15 protein-coding genes are annotated in these 18,888 nt (G+C 43.3%); 2 read left to right on the forward strand and 13 right to left on the reverse strand.

All coding sequences use genetic code 11. From position 1 onward, the window contains the following. Nucleotides 1-91: 91 nt before the first annotated feature. From ACVW2L_RS14540 to mraZ, 9 genes are all read right to left on the reverse strand, one after another. Entirely contained in the window at nucleotides 92-1,264 is a 1,173-nt protein-coding gene (locus ACVW2L_RS14540) for an FtsW/RodA/SpoVE family cell cycle protein (protein ID WP_457128687.1), read from the reverse strand. A 55-nt stretch (nucleotides 1,265-1,319) separates the two neighbouring features. Next, nucleotides 1,320-1,661, reverse strand: a complete 342-nt coding sequence (locus tag ACVW2L_RS14545; protein ID WP_457128688.1) for a four helix bundle protein — start codon at nucleotides 1,659-1,661, stop codon at nucleotides 1,320-1,322. Between the two features lie 72 nt (nucleotides 1,662-1,733). Then, nucleotides 1,734-3,110: a UDP-N-acetylmuramoyl-L-alanine--D-glutamate ligase gene (gene murD / locus ACVW2L_RS14550; protein WP_457128689.1), complete on the reverse strand. Its 1,377-nt coding sequence runs from the start codon at nucleotides 3,108-3,110 to the stop codon at nucleotides 1,734-1,736. 56 nt (nucleotides 3,111-3,166) lie between these two features. After that, entirely contained in the window at nucleotides 3,167-4,408 is a 1,242-nt protein-coding gene (gene mraY, locus ACVW2L_RS14555) for a phospho-N-acetylmuramoyl-pentapeptide-transferase (RefSeq protein ID WP_457128690.1), read from the reverse strand. A 161-nt stretch (nucleotides 4,409-4,569) separates the two neighbouring features. After that, nucleotides 4,570-6,027, reverse strand: a complete 1,458-nt coding sequence (locus tag ACVW2L_RS14560) for a UDP-N-acetylmuramoyl-L-alanyl-D-glutamate--2,6-diaminopimelate ligase (protein WP_457128691.1) — start codon at nucleotides 6,025-6,027, stop codon at nucleotides 4,570-4,572. After that, on the reverse strand, nucleotides 6,024-8,150 hold the full coding sequence (locus ACVW2L_RS14565) for a penicillin-binding protein (RefSeq protein ID WP_457128692.1): 2,127 nt from the start codon (nucleotides 8,148-8,150) through the stop codon (nucleotides 6,024-6,026). Before ACVW2L_RS14565 ends, ACVW2L_RS14560 begins: the two co-directional genes overlap by 4 nt. Next, on the reverse strand, nucleotides 8,147-8,545 hold the full coding sequence (locus ACVW2L_RS14570; protein WP_457128693.1) for an FtsL-like putative cell division protein: 399 nt from the start codon (nucleotides 8,543-8,545) through the stop codon (nucleotides 8,147-8,149). The genes ACVW2L_RS14565 and ACVW2L_RS14570 overlap by 4 nt, the downstream gene beginning before the upstream one ends. After that, nucleotides 8,542-9,444: a 16S rRNA (cytosine(1402)-N(4))-methyltransferase RsmH gene (gene rsmH / locus ACVW2L_RS14575; RefSeq protein WP_457128694.1), complete on the reverse strand. Its 903-nt coding sequence runs from the start codon at nucleotides 9,442-9,444 to the stop codon at nucleotides 8,542-8,544. The genes ACVW2L_RS14570 and rsmH overlap by 4 nt, the downstream gene beginning before the upstream one ends. Beyond that, entirely contained in the window at nucleotides 9,437-9,910 is a 474-nt protein-coding gene (gene mraZ, locus ACVW2L_RS14580; protein WP_457128695.1) for a division/cell wall cluster transcriptional repressor MraZ, read from the reverse strand. Before mraZ ends, rsmH begins: the two co-directional genes overlap by 8 nt. A 470-nt stretch (nucleotides 9,911-10,380) precedes the next feature. On the opposite strand from mraZ, the gene ACVW2L_RS14585 reads away from it, so the two are divergent. Together ACVW2L_RS14585 and ACVW2L_RS14590 are read left to right on the forward strand one after the other, a co-directional pair. Beyond that, complete coding sequence (locus tag ACVW2L_RS14585; protein ID WP_457128696.1) at nucleotides 10,381-11,076, forward strand: hypothetical protein; 696 nt, start codon at nucleotides 10,381-10,383, stop codon at nucleotides 11,074-11,076. A 117-nt stretch (nucleotides 11,077-11,193) separates the two neighbouring features. Next, nucleotides 11,194-12,456 (forward strand): TPR end-of-group domain-containing protein, encoded by a 1,263-nt coding sequence (locus tag ACVW2L_RS14590; RefSeq protein ID WP_457128697.1) that lies wholly within the window; start codon nucleotides 11,194-11,196, stop codon nucleotides 12,454-12,456. Between the two features lie 144 nt (nucleotides 12,457-12,600). Here the strand turns inward: ACVW2L_RS14590 and ACVW2L_RS14595 are convergent, their stop codons facing one another. The 4 genes from ACVW2L_RS14595 to ACVW2L_RS14610 all read right to left on the reverse strand — a co-directional run bounded on the left by ACVW2L_RS14595 (nucleotide 12,601) and on the right by ACVW2L_RS14610 (nucleotide 18,838). Further along, a complete protein-coding gene (locus ACVW2L_RS14595) occupies nucleotides 12,601-13,896 on the reverse strand; it encodes a hypothetical protein (RefSeq protein ID WP_457128698.1) in 1,296 nt (431 codons plus the stop codon). A 359-nt stretch (nucleotides 13,897-14,255) separates the two neighbouring features. Beyond that, a complete protein-coding gene (locus ACVW2L_RS14600) occupies nucleotides 14,256-15,008 on the reverse strand; it encodes a LytR/AlgR family response regulator transcription factor (RefSeq protein WP_457128699.1) in 753 nt (250 codons plus the stop codon). Between the two features lie 4 nt (nucleotides 15,009-15,012). Then, nucleotides 15,013-16,653 (reverse strand): sensor histidine kinase, encoded by a 1,641-nt coding sequence (locus tag ACVW2L_RS14605; RefSeq protein ID WP_457128700.1) that lies wholly within the window; start codon nucleotides 16,651-16,653, stop codon nucleotides 15,013-15,015. A gap of 346 nt (nucleotides 16,654-16,999) precedes the next feature. Continuing rightward, nucleotides 17,000-18,838 carry a UbiD family decarboxylase gene (locus tag ACVW2L_RS14610; protein WP_457128701.1) on the reverse strand — a complete coding sequence of 613 codons (1,839 nt, stop codon included), beginning with the start codon at nucleotides 18,836-18,838 and terminating at the stop codon, nucleotides 17,000-17,002. Nucleotides 18,839-18,888: the final 50 nt, after the last annotated feature.

Below are 18,888 nucleotides of genomic sequence, written 5' to 3' on the forward strand. Positions count from 1 at the left end.
CGCCGATTAATAAATTATTTCCCCGATCTATTAGTTCTTACTTTCTATTTTTAAATTCGAAATCCGAAAATTCGAAATTCGAAATCCCATATCACGCAATTTGCCCCACAATAACTTTGTTTCCTGTCCTTGCTTCCTCTTGCTCTGCTCCTTTTGGCTCATCAATATCCCTGCTTACCGATAATATAATACCAAAGGCTATACTGGTAAACAGCATTGATGTACCACCCATACTCACAAACGGTAAAGGCACACCGGTTACCGGCCCCAGGCCAACCGCTACGGCCATATTGGCAAAGGCTTGTATGGTAAGGCTAAAGCTTAGTCCGGCGGCCAATAAAGCCCCGAAAGCCTTCGGCGCACGTGTTACTATTTTTATACAGCGATAAAGCAGGAACAGGTAAATGCCCACCAGCACTATGCCACCTAACATGCCATATTCTTCTACTATAATGGCGTAGATCTCATCAGAGTAAGCTTCGGGTAAATAATTCACCTCGGTGCTTTTGCCCGGTCCTTTGCCCAGGAAACCACCGCTGGCAATGGCTATTTTGGCGTGATCTGCCTGGAATGATTTATCCGGATCAGCCAACTCAGGGTGCATATACGTGTTAAAACGCGACATGTAAGTATGCCTGCGAGGGCCCAACAGCACCACTCCTGCAAGTAACACGCCTCCGGCCAAACATACTACTGCTATTTGCTTAATGCTTATCCGGCCAATTATCAGCAACAAAATGCTTACACCAAACAACATTAAAGCAGTAGAAAGGTTAGCCAATGCTATCAATATAAACACCAGACAAACCGAACCCATAATTGGGATAAATGAGTTCTTAACGTCTTTAATGTTTTCCTGCTTACGCGATAGCAGCCTTGCCAGATACGTGATCAAGGCAAGTTTAGCCATATCCGATGTCTGGAAGCTTAAGCCAGTACCGGGTATAGCTATCCAACGGCTGGCTTCATTCAATTTGGAACCGAAAACCAAAGTATATAGCAAAAGCGGAATAGTGATAAACATCAGCAATTTGCTGATACCGGCATAATAACGGTAATCCAGTTTGTGCGAAATGTACATCAGCATTAAGCCGCCAATTATTATAGCAAGGTGCTTTATTAATATGGATTCTGCCCCTACACCACGCTTATAGGCCAACGAACCAATAGCGCTGTAAACAGATAACAATGATATAAGCGAAAGCAATATCACTATTAGCCATATCCAGCGATCTCCTTTTAAGTTATTTATTATTTGGTTCATGCCCCTATGTTAGTTATATGCAGATGTGCGAATGTGCAGATGTGCAGATAATTTTTTAATGCGTTGATGAAATAATTTTCCCTAATACTTTTATAATAGATTGTATATCACTATGCAGACTTTCTTCGTATGGGTAACTGTCAGAATGCTTACACAACGACAACCAATACTCTGTCTCCTCTGCTTCCTTATATGCTATTTTACATTTATGTCTAAAATCAATCTTACTTTCTGCGCCCTGGGCCTCCCTTACATTTGCTCCTATTGACGTTCCGCATCTGAAAAGTTGATTAGCCATGTTAAATTTTCTTTTAGATTCCAGTTCCTCCGAAAAACGGATCACCTTGATGGAAAAATTAAATGTCAAATCAACAATCAGGTTAGGCTTATCTTTCATTTACTCTATTCAAAAATCAGCAAATCTGCATATTTAATATCAGCACATCCTCGCATCTGCACATTTGCACATCTACAACTCCTTCACCGCCTCTTTAAACTGCCTTCCCCTGTCTTCGTAATTTTTAAACAGATCAAAACTGGCGCATGCAGGCGACAGTAATACGGTATCGCCCTTTGTTGCCAGATGATACGCCACAGTAGCCGCTTCCTGCGCTGATGTGGTGTTTACTATTACATCAACATCATCTTCAAAAGCATCATGAATGCGCTGGTTATCTTTTCCCAAACACACAATAGCTTTCACTTTTTGCTTCACCAGGTCGCGTAACATACTGTAATCATTTCCCTTATCAACACCACCTAATATTAGCACCACATCGCTGCTCATGCTCTCTAAAGCATACCATGTTGAGTTAACGTTGGTGGCCTTTGAGTCGTTAATAAAGCTGATGCCCGATATTTTGGCAACAAACTCAAGCCTATGTTCGATGTTTTTGAATTGCGCCATGCTCTCGCGTATTGTGTCGTTGCGCAGATCAAGCACGCGGGCAACAATACCTGATGCCATAGAATTATAAATATTGTGCTTGCCTTGCAGGGCCAGTTCTGTAATGGTCATCTCAAAAGGTTGTTGATTGGTTTGTATAATAATTTTGTCGTCCTGGAGATATGCTCCGGGTGTAACTTTTTTTTTTATTGAAAAAGGCAATAGCTGCGCATTAAAGGCTTTCCCATCCATGCCTTTAAGCGTTTCCTCGTCATCAGCGCAATAAATAAATACATCATCAGCTGTTTGATTTTGCGTGATGCGGAACTTTGATGCCGCGTAATTTTCCAGTTTGTAATCGTACCTGTCCAAATGATCGGGTGTGATATTCAACAACACTGCTATGTCTGTTTTAAACTGATACATATCATCCAGCATAAAGCTGCTTAGCTCCAACACGTAATAGTCAAACTTTTCTGTAGCCACCTGGTAGGCAAAGCTTTGGCCTATGTTACCCGCCAAACCCACGTTTACTCCCGCGTTTTTAAGGATGAAATAAGTAAGACTGGTGGTAGTGGTTTTTCCGTTCGAGCCGGTAATGCCTATTATTTTTGCATCCGTATATCTACCGGCAAACTCTATTTCTGAAATAATAGGAATGCCTTTTTCCTTTATCTTTTTTATGATAGGCGCCTTGTCAGGTATCCCGGGGCTTTTTATTATCTCTGTGGCTTTTAGTATCTCAGCTTCGGTATGCTGATTTTCTTCAAACAGGATATTCCAGCTTTGCAGCTGTTCTTTATAGTTTGGCGCTATAGCTCCAAAATCAGACACAAAAACATCATAGCCCTGCTGCTGCGCAAGGTATGCCGCACCCACCCCGCTTTCGCCGGCACCGAGTATTGCTATGTTTTTGTTATCGTTCATCTTTTCGTCCATAGACCATGGACCATAGCCCATAGTTGTTTTTCATTTTACTAACCATGGACCATTGACTATGGACCATGGACTGCGGTCTACCGCAACTTCAATGTTATCACTGTTATTATCGCCAGCATTATCCCGATGATCCAAAACCGGGTAACGATCTTTGATTCGTGGAATCCCTTTTTCTGGTAATGGTGGTGCAACGGCGACATCAGGAAGATCCTGCGGCCTTCGCCAAATCGTTTACGCGTATATTTAAACCAACCTACCTGTATCATTACTGATAGATTCTCTATCAAAAAGATGCCCGCCAGTACAGGCAGCAGCAATTCTTTCCGTATTAAAATGGCAAAAACTGCTATGATACCACCAATGGTTAAGCTGCCGGTATCGCCCATAAAAACCTGGGCCGGATAAGCGTTGTACCACAAAAAGCCAACGCAGGCCCCAACAAAGGCACCCGCAAAAATTACCAGCTCGCCGGTGTAGGGGATGTACATAATGTTCAGATAATCTGAAAACACCACACTACCGGAAACATAGGCGAAGATGGCCAGCGTGAAACCCATAATGGCTGATGTACCCGTTGCCAGGCCGTCTATACCATCTGTTATATTAGCGCCGTTGGATATGGCTGTTATTATTATTATAACGGCCAGCATGAATATTAAAAGTGTGTAACGCTCATAGTCGCCGCCCAAAAATTCTACTACTTTGCCGTAATCAAACTCATTGTTTTTAATAAACGGTAAAGTGGTTTTTACTGATTTTATATCCTGTGTATAAACTTGCTTGCCGTTCTTTATATGGTAAGCAACAGGTGCATCATATTGAATGGGCAGCTTAACTTCTTGCCTGGTAACCACGTTAGGGTTATTGTACATAGTAAAACCAATTATCAGCGCCAAACCAACCTGACCTGTTATTTTAAACCTGCCCGCTAAGCCCTCTTTGTTCTTTTTAAATACTTTAATATAATCATCTAAAAAACCTATAGCGCCAAGCCAAACGGTTGTAACCAACATTAGTATTACATATACATTCTCTAACCTTGCAAATAACAGCGTCGGGATTAGTATGCCCGCTATAATGATCAAGCCGCCCATTGTTGGGGTGCCTTGCTTTTGCATTTGCCCCTCTAAACCCAAATTCCTTACCGTTTCGCCTACCTGTTTATACCGCAAATAATCTATCAGCCTGCGGCCATAAACTGTTGTTACCAACAGCGAAGTGATAACAGCCATTGCCATCCGGAACGTGATGTACTGAAATACCCCCGTCCCAGGGATATGATAGTTTTCAGACAGGTATGTAAATAGATAGTATAGCATCGCTTCGCTCTAATTTGCAGATGTGCGAATGTGCAGATGTGCAAATGATTGTTTAATTATTAGTTCTCTTCTACTTGATTATATGACTTCTTATCTTCTCAATTGCACATCTACTTATCTGCACATTGGCACATCAGCATATCTGCACATCAAAAACATCCTCACATCATCTTAAATTGGTTCAATAACTCTTCCTTATCGTCAAAGTGATTTTTCACTCCGTTTACTTCCTGGTATTTTTCGTGGCCTTTGCCTGCTAACAAAACAATGTCGCCGGGTTGTGCCAGCATACAGGCAGTTTTAATTGCCTCGCGCCTATCGGCTATACTTACAGTAACACGTTTAAAAGCAGCATCAACACCGGCTTCCATATCTTTTATAATAGCTGCCGGATCTTCTGACCGCGGGTTATCTGATGTCAGGATCACTTTATCGCTCCATTCGCAAGCTACTTTCGCCATAACAGGGCGTTTGGTTTTATCCCTGTCGCCGCCGCAGCCAATAACGGTTATTACTTTTTCGTTACCCTTGCGGATATCGTGAATGGTGCTTAAAACGTTTTGCACAGCATCCGGTGTGTGGGCGTAATCAACAATGCCTATTATTTTGTTGGGTGCTACTACGTAATCAAATCTGCCTTCGGCACCACTCAGCTTGCTTAGCGCGGTTAGCACTTTGGCTTTATCCTGCTCTAATAACATGGCTGTTGTATAAACTGCCAGCAGGTTGTAAGCGTTAAAGCTGCCTACCATCCTAAACCAAACCTCTTCGCCATCAATCATCAATAGCAAACCACCAAACTGGTTTTCTAATATTTTAGCCCTGTAATCGGCCATGTTTTTTAGTCCGTAGCTTTTTTTATGCGCTTTAGTGTTTTGCAGCATAACGTTACCGTTCCTGTCGTCAATGTTGGTAAGGGCGAATGCATCTTTAGGCAAGCCATCAAAAAAAGCCTTTTTAGCTTTCAGATAGTTATCAAATGTTTTATGATAGTCCAGATGATCATGCGTGAGGTTGGTAAAAATGCCGCCCGCGAAGTTCAACCCCTCAATACGGTGCTGTGCAACTGCGTGCGAGCTCACTTCCATAAAGCAATAATCGCAGCCCTGCTCCACCATGTCGTTCAGTAAGCTGTTTAAGGCTACCGGGTCTGGCGTGGTATGGGTTGATGGTATAACTTTACCGTTTATCTGGTTCTCAACTGTTGAGAGCAGACCGCACTTGTAACCCAACTCTCTAAAAAGCTGATATAACAAAGTAGCCACGGTAGTTTTGCCATTAGTGCCGGTTACGCCCACCAGCTTTAATTTGTCTGATGCGTTATCATAAAAATTGGCGGCTACTGTGCCTAACACCTTGGCAGAATTGGCAACCATTAAAAAGTCAACTTCGGTTGCCGTATGGGCGGGCAAATCCTCGCAGATGATAGCTGCCGCACCTTGTTGTATGGCTTGCTCTATGTATTCATGGCCATCAACAACAGTACCTTTAACCGCAACAAATAAGCAACCGGGCACTACCTTACGCGAATCAAACACAACAGCGCTGATCTCAACATCGGCGCTGCCTTGCAGTTCGGTAAACGGAACACCCTTTATTATGTCGCTCAGGTACATCATCGCAGCTCAATAAATATTTTAGATCCTTTACGCAATACATTTCCGGCAGGCACCGACTGGCTTGCCACAGCGCCCGCGCCACGCACAACCGCTTTGTAACCTGCATTTCCTAACGTATATAAGGCATCGCTTAAACCCATGCCTGCAACAGCCGGAACGGTGCCTGTTTTATATTTTACATCTTCAAATGATATACCCGCACTGGTGTCAATCCCTGTAGTTGCCGATGCATATAGGGGTTTAACGCCAAGTTGCTCGTACACCTGCTTTAAAGCCTTTACATTGCCTTGCTTAACCTTTGGCAGGTTGGTGTTACCTACAAACTTTAATGGCGCAGGCTGTTGGTTAATGTTCAAATCATTAGCGTAAACTCTGTCGGCTATTTTGCGGAACACCGGTCCGGCTACCCATGCGGCCAGATGCGAGCCCACACGCGGGTTGCTGATAACTACTATCATGGAATATTTAGGTTTATCAGCCGGGAAATATCCGCAGAAAGATGCCTGGTGACTACTTTTGCTGCCATAACCGGCTGCGCCGTTGGCTATTTGAGCTGTGCCTGTTTTACCGGCCACGCTGTATAGTTTATTTTTGATGATGAGTTTACCCGTACCCTCTAAAACCACCCCTTCCAACATTCCGCGTACTTTGGCCAACGTTTCATCAGAACATACTTTAGGGTTAATAACCTTTGCCTGGAAACGCTCTACCGTATTACCCATGCGGCGGATCTCGCGCACAAACAATGGCGCTATCAGCTTACCGTTATTAGCAACCGAATTATAGAACGTAAGCATTTGCAACGGCGTTAACTTTGACTCATAACCATAAGCAATTTGCCAAAGCGACTGGATCTTGTTCCAATCTTCGCTGCGTGTATTTTTTATCCGGGGTTTGCCCTCGCCGCGTAGCTGTATCTGGTTGGGCTCGTTTAAATGGAAGCTGTATAGCTTGTCTATAAAAGCTTGCGGGTTATCACCATAAGCCCTGTTTACAAAACGGGCCACCGCTATGTTTGACGATTCTTCTAAAGCGCGTTTGGCACTTATCAACCCTCCGTGATCTTCTGTGTCCCTTATTTTTAAAGCTACCCTGCCGTTACGCGGATTCATCACCGAAAAAGTGCCATGGGCCGCATCAATGGTGCTGCTGGTATCTATTTTATGGTCGTCAATCATAGCCATGTACGATGCCAGCTTAAAAGTTGAACCCGGCTCTGCCGATGCCGCTATAGCATAGTTCATCTTCTCTTTATAATCCCCTTCAGGTGTGCGGGTAAAGTTGGCAATGGCGCGGATCTCGCCGGTTGCCACTTCCATTAGCACCACGGTACCAAAATCAGCCTGTACACTGTCTAATTGCTTTTTCAAAACCTTTTGCGCCAGGTCCTGGTAGTTTACATCAATAGTAGAGATGATATCAGCGCCATCTTTTGCCTGCTCTTCATCGTCTTCTTCATTAACAGGAACATACACGCCACCTGCTATACGCTGCATTAGGCGTTTGCCGTTCTCGCCACTAATATATTTTGTAAACGAACCTTCCAAACCGACACCATTAGCAACGTTCTCGTTTTTGTAGCCGATGGTACGTGCTGCTAATGTTTTAAACGGCAGAATGCGTTTGTTTTTTTGCTCTACTATTAAGCCGCCGCCATATTTACCTAAATTAAAAATCGGGAACTTGCGTATGGCCTTCAGCTCGTTAAAAGTAACCCGCCTGCGAATCAATTGATAACGCAACTTTTCCTTGCGCGCCTCGCGTAGTAAACGTGAATAATCGCGGGTTGATTTATCAGGATACATTTTTGATAAATTGGCCGCCAAAGAATCAACCTTGCTGTAAAACACTTCGTCTTCGGCAATTTTACCGGCTATCATATCCATATGCAACTCGTACTCGGGTACTGATGTGGCCAGCAGGCTGCCATCAACAGAATATATATTGCCCCTTACTGCCTCAATGGTTTCATATTTGGTTGACGATTTACTCGCCATTTGTTTCCATTTTTCACCCTGCACAAACTGCAAATTATATAGCTGCCCAATTACCGCCAATGATAGCAGCAGGATAAGCCCGAAAGCTATGTATACACGAAAAAGTATATTGGTCCTGATACTCATTGCACTTCCTCCTTTAATACTATTTTTTGCGGCGGCGATATAGATTCTCTAATCCCCAACGTATCTGTACGTTGTGCAACCTCGTTAAGTGTGCTTTTAAAAGCCATATCCGCTTTGGCTACTTTATAACCCCAGCTTAATTCTTTTACTTCTTTACCCAGCTTGTCTATTTTCCTGATGTTCTTTTCGGCCAGGTGCCTGTTGCCTATGTATATCATGGCCAAAAAGGCAATGAATAAAACAAAAGGCAGCGCACGGGTGGCATCATCGGTGGTAATGAATCCTTTGGTTAAAAATTTCATCCAAAAGTTATCAGGTATCTCTACAGATTTGTTGCCTGCAGCTGTATCTGTTTCCTCTTCCTGGTCAATTTCGGTACGTAAACGATTGGTCATTTTTTTACCGCTATTCTTAATTTAGCGCTCCGTGCCCTGTTATTATTTTTTATCTCTTCTTCTGATGCTGTTATAGCGCCTCTGCTTACCGCATCCAAAGGTTTCTGATCATTTCCGTACAGATCCTTCACCACCTCGCCGCTGAATTTGCCTTTGGCGATGAAGTTTTTTACCAACCGGTCCTCCAACGAATGGTAAGACATCACAACCAACCGCCCTCCCGATACCAGTACATCGGCACTCTGGATCAAAAAATCCTTAAGCGCTTCCAGTTCCTGGTTAACCTCTATCCGCAGCGCCTGAAAAACCTGCGCCAGGTATTTATTTTCTTTACCACGGGGAATCAAGCCTCCGATGGCGTTTTTAAGGTCAGCTACCGTATTGATCGGGGTATTCAACCTTGCTGTAACTATTGTTTTTGCAAGCGATTTAGCATTCTGTATTTCGCCATATATGCCGAAAATGCGATGTAGATCAACCTCGGCATAGGTGTTTACCACTTCTTTAGCGCTCAGGTCTGATGCCTGGTTCATCCGCATATCCAGTTCAGCATCAAAGCGGATGGAAAAACCCCGCTCGGCCTGGTCAAACTGGTAAGACGAGACACCCAGATCAGCCAGTATACCATCAACCGGAATAGCACCATGCAAACGGCAAAAGTTTTTCAAAAAGCGAAAGTTCTGGTCCACCAGTTCAAAGCGCTCATCATCTATAGTATTTTGCTGCGCATCAGCATCCTGATCAAAGGCCAGCAATCTGCCACCCTCGCCTAAATGTTTCATTATTTCGCGCGAGTGCCCACCACCTCCAAAAGTTACATCTACATAAGTGCCATCAGGGCGAATATTCATCGCCTCAATACACTCCTGCAGCATAACGGGGGTATGGTAATTACTCATCTATCCTCCTGATCTTTGCGCCACCTTTTACCTCTTCGGCCAGCTTGGCAAAATTTTCTGGTTCGTTATCCAGTTCCGCATCATAAGCGTTCTTGGCCCAAACTTCTATTGTATTTAACTGGCACGAAAGCACCACATCCCCACTTGCATCAATGCCGGCATAATCCAGCAGCGACCTTGGCAAAAGCACGCGACCGGCCGTATCCAACGTCATTTCTGAAGCGCCGCGCATAAAATATCTTATAAACTCGCGGCTCTTTTTCTCGTACTGGTTAAGCTCCTGCAGGTCCTCCACAGTTTTCTCCCACTCTTTCCGGGTATAGATCACCAGGTGCTTTTCAAACCCACGATTGATCACAAGGCCCTCAGCTACAGCTTCGGGAAGCTGTTTTTTGAGGCCAACAGGGATCATCATGCGTCCTTTGGCATCCAGTTTACAATCAAATTCACCCAAAAAATTTGGCATGGTTACACTTTGGCAATTATTGTAACGTAAAAGTAATTTACTTTTCCCACTTTTAAACACTTTTTCCCACCAAAAAGTTTTCAACATTACAAATGGTGTTTTTTCTCCCACTTTGGCTGTGTTTTATAGACGGCGGCAGAATAGAAAATTCTCTTAATTACTTAGTGGCAGGCAGTTAGCACATGTGCAAAGTGGGCGGTAGAATTTTAGCGAACAATGGGAAAAATGAAGCTACGGTAAATGGATTTAACTATTGGTTATAGCGACTAAACTTACTCGACATCGCTACGTACGCTTTCTTAACGTACCGCGCAAACAGGGGATTGAAAAACGGGCCCTACCCATCTAAGTTGAAAGCGTGACGAGTTGGGGGAGAAATGCCCAAATTTCTTTTTTATATTTGAGACGACAACCTACTCCAGCCCTAAAGGAAGGTAAAACCAAAAGACTCACAAAGAAAGCAATCAACCGTGAAAATCCTTCGCCTTTCCATTCTTAATGCATTATTGTGCCTGTCAACTATTGCAGGTGCACAGCGCGTTATCCCTAAAATTAATGTCATAGATGCAGTACCGGACAGCAGATGGCTAGAACAATTTTACAGGAACATTTTAGATACCATGAAGCTTACCTATAAACCATCTTCCCTCTTTGTTGAAGTTCCCGGAGGAGAGTGTTTCAATGATCAACCGTATCTGAAAGAAAGTATGAGTTGTGTTAGGCATCAGTTACAGTCGAAGGATGGAGAGTTTGTTGCTTTTATTGCTATATATAAGCCATTCACCCGGCAATTTTCGTTAGAGATGAAGAAACTGCTGCCCGGGTTTTCACATGACTATGTCGACAAGCAACACATAAGTAACATAAAACAGAATATACGGTGGTTAGTGAGCGAAGAAGCTGTAAACAATTGGAAAGAACATGTTACTTACTATCCCGGTGAAGAGGCGCAACAAAAGTTTAATGCAGATACAGCCATACTTGTACCCATAAAACTTAGTGATAGAGATATTTATAAAGGAAAGTATAATAATTTTAATGCGCTTTACCTGCAAAAGAAAGGCCGAGGCTTTGTTAACTTCTATTTCTTTTATACAGATGCGGCCAAGAAAGACCTGCCTTTATATATAAAAGAGATTGAGGGTATTTTCCGATATAAAGATTAGTGCATCAGGTTTTGTTGAGTTGGAAAACGCACGTCTGGCCGTCTATCCAATCGGCTTGCATGTCCGAAGTAAAAAATTACTCACTAAAATTTTGCGTCAAATTATTATCTTAACGCTATGAAAAAAGCATTAACCATTTTTCTATTACTCTTTGTTGCGGTAACAGCCCGCGCTCAAACCCTTGATCAACTTGCGGCCCGCGCCGACAGCAATTACAACGCGAAAAATTATAAACCAGCTGCCGAACAATATGTGGCGGCAGCGGCAATGGCAGATTTTAAAGCCCAGCGCCGTACCGGTTATTATAATGCCGCCTGCTGCTATGCCTTGCTTGGCGATAAGGCGAAGGCTTTTGCCTACCTGCAAAAAGCCGTTGATAATGGTTACTCTAACTTTAAGCATTTAAAAACCGACTCGGACCTTAACTTATTGCATGCTGAGGGACAATGGAAAAAGTTTGAAGCCATGCAAACGCCGGTAACAAGTTCCGGCGATCCGGCTAAAGCCGAATTAGTTACTACCGACATTGATAATTTTTGGAGAGCGTACGATATGGCTCAAAAAGACACCGCTAACCGCGCCCGCTATTACACCCAAATGTATATGGATAAAGGTAGTGCCGGCCTGCAGGATTACCTGAACACTAAAGTAGGCAGCGTAAGCAGGTTTATTGAGCAGCATGATAAGAAAGCACATTTTTACCCCGCTATTCGTGCTAATACACTGAAAGTAAAAGATCAGAAAAAGCAAATGCAGGCCGCTCTTAACAAATTTAAAGTGCTGTATCCGCAGGCCCTGTTCCCTTACGTTTATTTTGTGATAGGAAGGTTTAACTCTGCAGGTACCGTGAGTGCTAACGGGCTTATATTGGGTGTAGATCAAATAGCCCGCTCTGCAGATATACCTACCAACGAATTGAGTTTGTGGGAGAAGAATAATTTTTTAGATATTAATACATTGCCCAATATAGTAGCGCACGAACTGATCCACTTTCAGCAGGATAACCTGGCCAAAGACACTATACTGCTGCGCAGTGTGCTTGTGGAAGGCATGGCTGACTTTATTGGTGAGCTCATATCCGGACACTCAGCAAATGAACGACTGATAACGTTTGCAAAGGGCAAAGAGCAAAAAATATGGAATGATTTCAGGAAAGAAATGTACATGCAACGCAACTATAACTGGATAGCGAACAGCAGTCAGGAAACTCCGGATCATCCGGCTGACCTGGGTTATTGGGTAGGGTACGTTATCTGCAAAGCATATTACAACAATGCGGCAGATAAAAAGCAGGCCGTATATGATATACTTAACATTAAAGATTACCGCAAATTTTACCAGGATAGTAAAGTGGAGGAATGGGTGGCCTCATTAAAATAAGCTGCGCACCCACAGTAATCAACAATATACAATATTCTGTCTGCGCAGGCTTTCTTGCAGTTGTATGATCCCACCATACAAGCGGTCAGGTTTACTTTTTATCGATACAGACTTACAAGCTCTACAAAGACAGAAAAGATGTACCTACCTGTTCTTCTCGCTCAACCAATGAAATTGTCTTTCGGCCAGTTGAAAATGGCGTTTTATAAGCTTCAATTCTATATGCAGGCTATCCTTACCTTTAAGTCCTGCCAATATAATAGTGTTGGTGTCTGGCCTTGAATAACTAAATTCCATTATATAGTTTGAGTCGTCAGCAAACTTTTTGAAAGCCAGCATGTGCTTCGCACTGTCTAAACTGTATCCAAAATAGCCGCGTTTATACCTTTGTCTGAAAATTGTATCGCCCGATGCTACGCTACCCAGTCCGTTCTCAAAAATAACGTTCTGCCAGCGCAAGGTGTCTGTAACAGAGGGTGGTTGTTCCTGCCCGTTTATACGATAACCGGTAACGTTGTACATACCATTTTTTACCGGTTGCTTGGCTACAGTATCATTATATACAGGGCTGCTGTAGGAATAATAAAATGGTATTGCTAACACTACTATAATAATTACGCACTTTAAAACTATTCTGGTAACGCGCATCCATTTCTTGGAGTACCTGAAATGATAAACAGCGCCTGCAGGTGCTGGCTTGTTCAAAATAAAAAAGTCTATCAACCGGCCGCTTTCATTAGCCAATAAAAACAGGCAGGTAAAAGCCATTTGCATAGAGAAAATCTTTACAGGGATATCATAACACAGGTTAAGCATCATTACGTTAATGAACACGCCTGTAGCCACCAAAGCGCCTAATGATATTGTGCGGCGATAGAGCAGCAGCAAGGCAGCAAATATTTCCATGGCACCAGAAAAGAACTGGTATGGGGCAGAATAGCCGATAAAAAGCCAGGAAAAGCGCATAGGCAGCAAATCGCCAAGCGGTGTAGCCAACTGATGCATATTAGGAAACACCATTTGCTGGCCAAACACCTTTATAATACCATATGACAGCGCAATCATTATAACAAAGTACCGCGCGAACAAAACCAGCCAATAGTTTAAGTGCGTGTAATTTGGCCGTTTCCTGTCCAGGATGGACCATATAAGCGCGCCTAAAGCGGCTATACACAGATAGGTCCACAGCCGCGCCCACCCCATAGAGGTATCACCGCTGCCATTTTCGGGCACAAGCACGGGGCGAACGTGAAAGAACGCAGCGTTAGCCCACGTAACTACCCAATCTGTTAATTTGCCATAGTATTGCGTTACCGTGGAAACTAATGGCAGGCTGTCTAACCAGGTTAAAGGAGCAATTTGTAGCGTGAGATAAATAAAACAGAAGCGAAAGAGTATTTTTCTCCAAAGCGGCCAGGAAGAAGTTTCGGAAGATTGCATAGTGTGTGGTTTAGCAGCAGGTTAAATCAAATCACAATTTAAAAAATTATTTTAACAATGCGTAGTATGAGCGTATTACGTGCCCAAAAGTGTGTTGATATAACCGCGAAAAAATCCAAATACGCACATCCAGGCATCTTGCTTGGATGCTAACCAATTTAAGCGTCCCGCTTAAATTAACTAATTAATTCTAAGTTCTTTGCGTATTGGCGATAGCGAGGCTTTGGTATGAAGAATAGCATATATGTTTTGATTTAAGCGGGACGCTTAAATTTTTGCCCTTCCAAGCTGCAAGCTTGGAAGGGCGTGGCTGCAAAAACCTTGTAATTGAGTAGAGGCATTTGTAATTTATCGGCGAATTATCGCAAAGATCTATTCAGGATCATTTTAACAGCATCACGATTAGGCTTTGAAACCGGAACTTTGTCGCCATTGGTTAACACTAACAGCCCGCCATCTTCTTTTACCCAGCTTTTTATATGGATAGCATTGATGAGGTGGCTTTGATGCGTACGAATAAAGCCTGATGGTTTTAACAAGTCTGCGTATTCTTTAATAGACCTGGAAACCAGGATCCGCTCAGCATTGGCAAGATGAAAAAATGTATATGAATTGTCTGCTTCGCAGCGTACAATGTCGCTCACTAATACATAACGTATCTCATGTAATTGCGGCAGTGCTATCCTGGCAACGTGCTGGTCGCTGTTACGCACATGGCTCAGCAAAAAATCAAGCTGTTTACTTTTCTCCTTAATTTTGAGCTTTTCTCTTGCTTTATTAACCGCGAGCACTAAATCGGCAATGGCAACCGGCTTTAACAAATAATCAAGCGCTGCAAACTTGATCGCGTCTATGCCATACTTATCAAAGGCTGTGATAAAAATCACTTCGAAATCTTTATTAGGCACCAGCTTCAGGAAGTCAAATCCTGAAGCTTCACCCATTTGTATATCTAAAAAAACAATATCCGGCGGGTAATCATGGGTAAGTGCAACAGCAACCGCTACGTCTGTTGCTGAACCTGCAATTTCTACGTCAGGGCAATACTGTCCTAATAAAATCTCCAGGTTTTCAATATTATGCAGCTCATCATCAATAATTAACGCTCTCATCAGCTTACAACCATTGGGTTAAAAGTATAACAACTGATGTTTTGGATCCTGTGGAATTGACTTCCAGTTTTATGGGACATTCTTTAAAGGTTTGATTTAATAAATCTATTCTTTTTTTGCTCAACTTTAAACCTAAGCCGGTGTAACTCTTATTAGCATCAAATCCTTTCCCGTTATCTGTAATGGTTACTTTTAAGTCGTTATTATGCTTTGCAAAACGTACAGTTATTTCACCTGTCCCTTTTAGGGGCATTATCCCATGCTTCACAGCATTTTCAACAAAGGGCTGAATTAACATGACCGGAATTTCAACGTTATCATTCACATCCTCACCCGCGTCAACCTGGTATTGAAAAGAAAACCGCAGCTGTTCCATTGCAAGGTAGTCGCTCAACAGGTTTATCTCATCGCCTACACTTATCATCGCGCTGTCACTCAGCACGTGTCTTGTTAAACCTGCAAACTTACTCAGGTAATTGTTAGCTCGCTCCACTTCGTTTTTGTTTATTAAACTTTGAATGCCGCTTAAAGCATTAAACACAAAATGTGGGTTTAATTGCGAACGTACCATGTTCAGCTCGCTTCCGGCAGCATCCGCGCGTAAATCTGCCAACATTAATTTTGCCTTACTTTTTCTCCTCATCAGGTAAATAATTACCAGCGCAATGGTGGCAATTACAGATGCTATGATAAATATTATTAGAACCAGTTCTCCGGTAGAATATACCATTGGTGCCGGCAAAACTTTAAATGAGAATTTAGCGGTTTGTATTTTGCCACTGTTTAACTGCTCAAGCGTTAGTTTTCCGGGGGCTATCAATATTTCGTAATCGCCGGGTTGTTTTAGATAGTTGTAGTCGATAAAATAAGCCGGACCGCCGTCTACTGAATTATATGTCCAGTTGCTGGTCTGTAGCGTTATTCGTTGTCCATCTTTGTTATGATGAACCACATAGATGTTATAAATAAAATCCAGATCGGTTTTTTTCATAGACAACCAAATGCCTATATTTTTTCCGTTATCTGTTATAGTGGTTCCGTCCTTAATAGGTAAAGATTTGTATTTATTATATGTAAAACCATTGTAGGTTATTTTTTTTCCTTCGTTTATGGTAGTTAATGCTGTTTTTAAAAGCTTCGCAGTTTTTATCGGCTTATTATAAATAACAACATTGGTTACTTTATTAACATCAAGCAGGCTATATACCTTTAATGTTACTTTTTTTCCTGCTGTATTACTGACACCGAAATTCATGGTTAAATAACCCGGAAGATCACTTCCTTTTACCCAAACAAAATCTACTTTGGTTAAACTTTGGTTAGATTTTATAATGGAGCTGTCATTCTCCGTTATAGAATAGCGATAGTACTTTAAACTGTCTTTGTGAATCCTTGTAGTTACATTAACAGTTGTGGCGCCCTCTAAAAAAACTACCGTGCCCAATGGGTCGTTAGGTATGTAGTTAAAGGGACTTATAGATTTTGTATGCTCATCCGCCTGCAGAAAAATCTGAATTTTAGAATTTAACGAGCTAACACCGAACGTGGCCATTTGTCCACTTTGATCCCTGAGCGGGAGTTTTTCCTGTGCTAAACAGGTGCAGGAAATTAAAAATAAGGAAAGGAAGGTTAGTAAAGTTTTCATGTTTGTGCGTTTAATTTTCATTAAACTTCCTGCAAATATCTTTTCCAAAAAACATACAAGTTGAAAGCGGCTACATTGGGTTAATATAAACGTGCGTTTAGTTTGAATCGGTTTTTACGTCGTCGTTTAATTGGCCCCTTTTGCTTAAAAATTGGGACAAGAAATCCAAATTTTACATCATAGCTGATTATCAGCCCAATAACAAATATTCACAGCTAATTTCCCTGACGAATAAGTAGTCCCACTTTGTCCCACGCTAAAACAGCAAAGCACTAATTATCAGCTGACTATTAAAAAAAATCGTCCCACTTGTCTCATTGTGTCTCACACACCCGTGGGACAAACATCAGATCACCCCGTACAATTCGCCTCCTGATTCGCCCATTTTATCCACCAGCTTTTCCACCTCCGGGTCCTTCACCAAAACAGGCGCATGATGCGGCTTTATGCGGGCGTCAATAATCAGCGGGCCGTGGCAGCCCCAGTGCTTATGCTCAGTAAACTCGTTTATCCCATATATATCATGCGATGGGTTGCTGCGGGTAAAGGTTACCCAAACAAAGTTGTTAATGTTAGCGGCGGTAAAAGCGGCATCATCGCAAAGCACCATCAACGGCAGGCCGCTCAGGTCGGTCTCGCCAAAATGCTCTTGCAGTATCTCCAGCATTAACGGCATATCGCTGCTGCGTATGTTGCCGGGCACTTCAAGCGCCAGCACGCCTGGTATAACCATTTGGCTGTTAACAAAAGGGCGCGGCAGGGTGAAGTCGGTGGGCGTTTGGGCCCATAGCTCGCGCTTAACATCGCCTGCTACCGTTATGGCCACCTTGCTGCCTGAGTTTAGTCCGCTGCCGCTGTAATCAAGCGTATCAATGGTGGTTTTGGTGTAAAAGTGGAGGTCGCGGGTAAGGTCAACGCGCTGTAGTATGTGCGTTAAGAAGTGGCCGATATCGTGCACATCCAATTGGGGGTCATCCTCGTGCGCGGCAATGAACAGGTATTTTGCCAGGCTCAATTGGTTCTTGCCTAATATATGATTGGCTATGGTAAGGATCTCCTGCGGTCGGCACTCTTTCAGGTAAGGCGTATATCGTTCGCTGCCTGTGGCAAACAGCAAGGGGTGCACACCAGCAGCATCAACGGCATTTACCGCCTTCAACCCCGGGATCTCCTGCGGCAGGGCCGAGCCTGCAATCTCATGGATCAGCGCCCCAAAGCTGGTATCTTCCTGCGGCGGGCGCCCCACAACAGTAAACGACCACACAGCATCCTTGCGGTGATACACGTTATGCACCTTCATCAATGGGAAGGGATGGGTGAGGCTGTAATACCCAAGGTGATCGCCAAAGGGGCCTTCGGGTTTATTCTCGTGCGGCATCACGGTGCCGGTAATTATGAAATCGGCGTCAGCAGAGATGCAAAAGCCTTCATTGTCATACAAATACCTAAAGCGACGGTTACCCAGCGCCCCCGCAAAGGTCATTTCAGACAGCCCCTCGGGCAAGGGCATAACTGCAGCCACAGGGTGCGATGGTGGCCCCCCTACAAATATGCTCACCTTTAGCGGCTGCCCCTTGGCATTGGCTTTTGTTTGATGCACGCCTATACCCCGGTGCAATTGGTAGTGCAGGCCTATCTCATCATTCAATATATAATCGTTACCTGCCAGCTGTATACGATACATACCCAGGTTGGCATTCATAACACCCGGCTTGTCTATATCTTCGGTATATACCTGCGGCATGGTAACAAAGGGGCCGCCATCTTTGGGCCAGTTAAGGATCTGCGGCAGATCGCTGATACGGCAACGTTCAAAATTGTTAAGGTAGTTTCTGCTTAGTCTTTTTGGCAGGGCAGATAAAGCTGTCAGCGCTACATTGGCGTTTTGTATGGGATGCTTGAAAGCCGTTATTGGGTCGTTTTTTAGCTCTACCAGCTTTTTAACTTTATCGAGCGAGTCGCGGAAAATGAACTTAGACCGCTCCAGCGTACCAAACAAGTTAGAAACTGCAGGGAACTTGCTACCCTTTACCTTCTCAAACAAAATAGCCGGGCCGCCATTTTCAAACACCCTAAGGTGTATGACCGCCATTTGCAAATAGGGATCAACCTCCTGCTTTATGCGGATCAAATGTCCATTTTTTTCCAGATCGGCTATGCATGCCTGCAAACTTGGGTAACCCATATCAAAATATATTGCGGCAAATGTACAAAATTGAAAAAGTGTTGTGTTGC

Source organism: Mucilaginibacter sp. HD30 (genome assembly GCF_054061755.1).

What these genes read in the sequence shown, in the direction of transcription:
- ACVW2L_RS14610 (WP_457128701.1), bottom strand. Translation starts at nt 18,838, where the DNA reads ATGGGTTACCCAAGTTTGCAGGCATGCATAGCCGATCTGGAAAAAAAT.
- mraY (WP_457128690.1), bottom strand. Translation starts at nt 4,408, where the DNA reads ATGCTATACTATCTATTTACATACCTGTCTGAAAACTATCATATCCCT.
- ACVW2L_RS14590 (WP_457128697.1), top strand. Translation starts at nt 11,194, where the DNA reads ATGAAAAAAGCATTAACCATTTTTCTATTACTCTTTGTTGCGGTAACA.
- ACVW2L_RS14545 (WP_457128688.1), bottom strand. Translation starts at nt 1,661, where the DNA reads ATGAAAGATAAGCCTAACCTGATTGTTGATTTGACATTTAATTTTTCC.
- ACVW2L_RS14560 (WP_457128691.1), bottom strand. Translation starts at nt 6,027, where the DNA reads ATGATGTACCTGAGCGACATAATAAAGGGTGTTCCGTTTACCGAACTG.
- ACVW2L_RS14540 (WP_457128687.1), bottom strand. Translation starts at nt 1,264, where the DNA reads ATGAACCAAATAATAAATAACTTAAAAGGAGATCGCTGGATATGGCTA.
- ACVW2L_RS14605 (WP_457128700.1), bottom strand. Translation starts at nt 16,653, where the DNA reads ATGAAAACTTTACTAACCTTCCTTTCCTTATTTTTAATTTCCTGCACC.
- ACVW2L_RS14595 (WP_457128698.1), bottom strand. Translation starts at nt 13,896, where the DNA reads ATGCAATCTTCCGAAACTTCTTCCTGGCCGCTTTGGAGAAAAATACTC.
- murD (WP_457128689.1), bottom strand. Translation starts at nt 3,110, where the DNA reads ATGGGCTATGGTCCATGGTCTATGGACGAAAAGATGAACGATAACAAA.
- rsmH (WP_457128694.1), bottom strand. Translation starts at nt 9,444, where the DNA reads ATGAGTAATTACCATACCCCCGTTATGCTGCAGGAGTGTATTGAGGCG.
- ACVW2L_RS14600 (WP_457128699.1), bottom strand. Translation starts at nt 15,008, where the DNA reads ATGAGAGCGTTAATTATTGATGATGAGCTGCATAATATTGAAAACCTG.
- ACVW2L_RS14570 (WP_457128693.1), bottom strand. Translation starts at nt 8,545, where the DNA reads ATGACCAATCGTTTACGTACCGAAATTGACCAGGAAGAGGAAACAGAT.
- mraZ (WP_457128695.1), bottom strand. Translation starts at nt 9,910, where the DNA reads ATGCCAAATTTTTTGGGTGAATTTGATTGTAAACTGGATGCCAAAGGA.
- ACVW2L_RS14565 (WP_457128692.1), bottom strand. Translation starts at nt 8,150, where the DNA reads ATGAGTATCAGGACCAATATACTTTTTCGTGTATACATAGCTTTCGGG.